Below are 3,344 nucleotides of genomic sequence, written 5' to 3'. Positions count from 1 at the left end.
GTGCGTGGGACCGCAAAACCCAATGGAGAGAGCATCTTCAAGGCCCAGCAATCGTCGGACGATGATTGCCCGGTTGGCCCACGGACACGCGCGGGCAACGATGAGCCGATATCGCCCGGGCTCTACCGGATAGCCGTCGCGTCCGTCGGCGGTGATGCGGGTGGCGATGTAATTGGTATCGCGGGTGAACTCACCGGCGCCGGCGACATAGGTGGCCATGATGACAATCCTCTCCCACCGCCCAATGTCGACTTGTTGCGGCCATGGCGCGCATTTCGGCCATCAAATCGACGTTCGGCGAAAACGAAGTCAGGTCAGGAAACGGCGGGCCAGATTCGTCTCGGTGGACTCCTGCGGTTCCCAGTGCGCGATCCACGGCCCGGTGCCCTCCGACTGATCGACTATTCCGTCCTCCAGCCAGGTGTAGCGGCCGTCCAGGACGTTGCGCGTCAGGCGCACGTCGCTGCTGTCGCTGTTGGACCACAGGGCCTCGAACAGATCCTCGACCCGCAGGGTCGCCTGCTGGCAAAACGCGTCGGCCAGCTCGTATGCCTGTCGACCGACCGTCGGGTCCGCGACACGCTGGCCCTCCGCGCGCACACACACCGCAGACATGGCGAACAACTCGGCGCCGATGTCGACGATGCGCCCCAGGAAGCCCTGCCGTTGCTCGAGCTTGGCCTGCCAGCGCGCCATCCCGTAGAAGGTGTTGCGGGCCAGCTTGCGGGTGGAGCGTTCGACGAATCGAAGGTGCGACGCCAACGGGCCGAATTCGTTGTACGCCGTCGGCCGCTGACCCTCACCGAAAACTAGTTGCGGCAACCACTTTGCGTAGAATCCGCTCGCACCCACGGCCGCGGCGGCCTTCTCGCGCAAACCGGTGTCGGGCTTGGCGAGGTCGCCCGCCGCGGCAAGGTGGGCATCGACCGCCTCCCGCGCAATGAGCAGCCGCATGATCTCACTGGATCCTTCGAAGATGCGGTTGATCCGTAGGTCGCGCAGCGTTTGCTCCACCGGAACCGCGCGCTCCCCGCGCGCCGCCAGGGATTCCGCGGTCTCGTAGCCGCGCCCGCCGCGAATCTGCAGCAGCTCGTCGGCGATGAGACAGGCCATCTCGCTCGACCACAGTTTGGCCAGCGCCGCCTCGATCCTGATGTCGTTGCGGCCTTCGTCGGCCATCTGAGCGGACAGCTCGAGCACCGCGTCCAGCGCGTAGGTGGTGGCGGCGATGAAGGAGATCTTGGCGGCCACCGCTTCGTGTTTGCCCAGCGGCTTGCCCCACTGCACCCGTTCGCCGGACCATTCACGAGCTATCTTCAGCGCCCACTTCGATGATCCCGTCGCGCTCGCCGGTACCGACAATCTGCCGGCGTTGAGCGTGGTCAGGGCGATCTTCAGGCCGTCGCCTTCCCGGCCGATCAGGTTTTCGGCGGGCACCCGCACCCGGTGCAGCCTGGTCACGCCGTTCTCGATGCCGCGCAGACCCATGAACTTGTTGCGCCGCTCCACGGTTATGCCGGGCGAGTCCGCCTCCACCACGAATGCGCTGATGCCGCCGCGGTGCCCTTCGCTCTTGGGCACCCGGGCCATGACAACCAGCAGCTCGGCGACCACACCATTGGTGGTCCACAACTTCACGCCCTCGAGTTCGTACGCCTGTCCGTCCTCGACCGGCGTCGCGGTCGACGCCAGCCGCGCAGGGTCGGATCCCACGTCCGGCTCGGTGAGCAGAAACGCCGAGACGGCGCCGGCGGCACAGCGGGGCAAGAACTTCCGCTTCTGCTCGGGCGTGCCGGCAAGCTTGAGCGGCTCGGGGACCCCGATGGATTGGTGGGCCGACAGCAGCGCGCCGAGGCTGGGATGGACGGACGCGATCATCACCAGCGCGCGGTTGTAGGCAACCTGCGACATGCCCAGGCCCCCGTACTCGGACGGGATCTTCATGCCGAAACAGCCGAGTTCGGCCAGGCCCTTGACGTATTCGTCGGGAATCTGAGCGTCGCGTTCGATGGCGCTGCCGTCGATGGTGTCGAGGAACTCCCGCAGCCTGTCCAAAAACGCCCGGGTGCGCGTCTCCTCGGCCTCGGAGGGCTTGGGAAACGGGTGGATCAGCTCCAGCGGAAAACGACCAAGAAACAATTCCTTGGCGAACGATGGTTTGTCCCAACCACTTTCGCGGGATTCCTCGGCAAGAGCTCTCGCCTGTTCCTCGGTGACCTGCGCTTGCTGTGCCATCGTCGCCTCCTCGCTAACGACCCACATCGAGGACCTACGGATCTCGAAGTTACCACTCGGTAGCTTCGGGGCGTAGCGGCATTTCCGGGTAATCGCCCCGGTTAGGCGTCCAGTTCCCGAGCGACGGCTTTGACGACCTCGGAAACCCGGCGTGCGGTCTTGCGGTCCGGGTAGCGCCCCTTGCGCAACTCGGGCTGCACGGTGCTCTCCAGCAGCGTGATCATGTCCTCGACCATGCCGTGCAACTCATCGGGACTGTGCTTGTGCTCGGCGGGGATCTCGCGGCGCGTCTTCGTCAGGCTGGGCGGCGGGTCGATCAGTTTGAGACTCAACGCCTGTGGGCCGCGCCGCCCGGACGCCACGCCGAACTCGACCCGCTGACCCGCCTTGAGTCCCTCGACACCGGCGGGCAGTGCCGACGAACGGACGTAGACGTCTTCGCCGTCCTCCTGCGACAGGAAGCCGAAACCCTTCTCGGCGTCGTACCACTTAACCTTGCCGGTCGGCACTGGTCTCACCTGCTTGTCTGACGGATGACTGGATGGGCGACACAAGAAGCGCCCGCCTGCGCAGGACGCGGTGTTGAGATTTTGATCCTACTCGGATGCCCGCCTCACGAGCACCCCACCTTTGCCCGTCACTGGGTAGGCTGGGCATCACTGTGGGAGGGATATGCGCCTGGTCCTGAACGTTATTTGGCAGGTATTCGGCGGTCAGAGGATGGCCGCCGGATACCAGCTCGCGGTGTCATTCATTCCGCTCGGCAAGCAGATCGTCCCTGTGAAGTGGCCGACCCGATTCGCAGCGGTGCCTGCATGACGTTGACCGCATTGGGCCTGCCGACGGTGCCCGGCCGCGGGGCAGGCCCGGCGCTCGGCTTCGGCGCTGACGACGATGCGGGGCGGGCACCGGCCACTGGCCCGCTGTTGGACAGCTATGGGCGGGTCGCCACCGACCTGCGCGTGTCGCTGACCGATCGCTGCAACCTGCGGTGCACCTATTGCATGCCGGCCGAAGGCCTCGACTGGCTGGCCGGCGGGGAGCTGCTGCGCCCGGACGAGCTGGCCAGGCTGCTGCGGATCGCCGTCAGCCGGCTCGGCATCACCAGC

2 protein-coding genes and 2 pseudogenes are annotated in these 3,344 nt (G+C 66.2%); 1 reads left to right on the top strand and 3 read right to left on the bottom strand.

The window, feature by feature from the left end; genetic code table 11:
* The 3 genes and pseudogenes from JO059_RS21125 to JO059_RS21115 form a co-directional block, all read right to left on the bottom strand.
* A pseudogene (locus JO059_RS21125) lies at positions 1-219 on the bottom strand (glutathione S-transferase family protein); the annotation flags it as partial.
* 90 nt (positions 220-309) lie between these two features.
* Positions 310-2,235 carry an acyl-CoA dehydrogenase family protein gene (locus tag JO059_RS21120; RefSeq protein WP_293322369.1) on the bottom strand — a complete coding sequence of 642 codons (1,926 nt, stop codon included), beginning with the start codon at positions 2,233-2,235 and terminating at the stop codon, positions 310-312.
* A 101-nt stretch (positions 2,236-2,336) separates the two neighbouring features.
* A complete protein-coding gene (locus JO059_RS21115) occupies positions 2,337-2,744 on the bottom strand; it encodes a cold-shock protein (RefSeq protein ID WP_293322367.1) in 408 nt (135 codons plus the stop codon).
* 306 nt (positions 2,745-3,050) lie between these two features.
* Here JO059_RS21115 and JO059_RS21110 point away from each other — a divergent pair.
* Positions 3,051-3,344: pseudogene (locus JO059_RS21110) on the top strand (GTP 3',8-cyclase MoaA); the annotation flags it as partial.

This window comes from Mycobacterium sp. (genome assembly GCF_019247615.1).
In the GTDB taxonomy this organism is placed as follows: Bacteria; Actinomycetota; Actinomycetes; order Mycobacteriales; family Mycobacteriaceae; genus Mycobacterium.
Note: the sequence above shows the minus strand (reverse complement) of the source record. Positions and strands in the feature narration are given on the sequence as shown.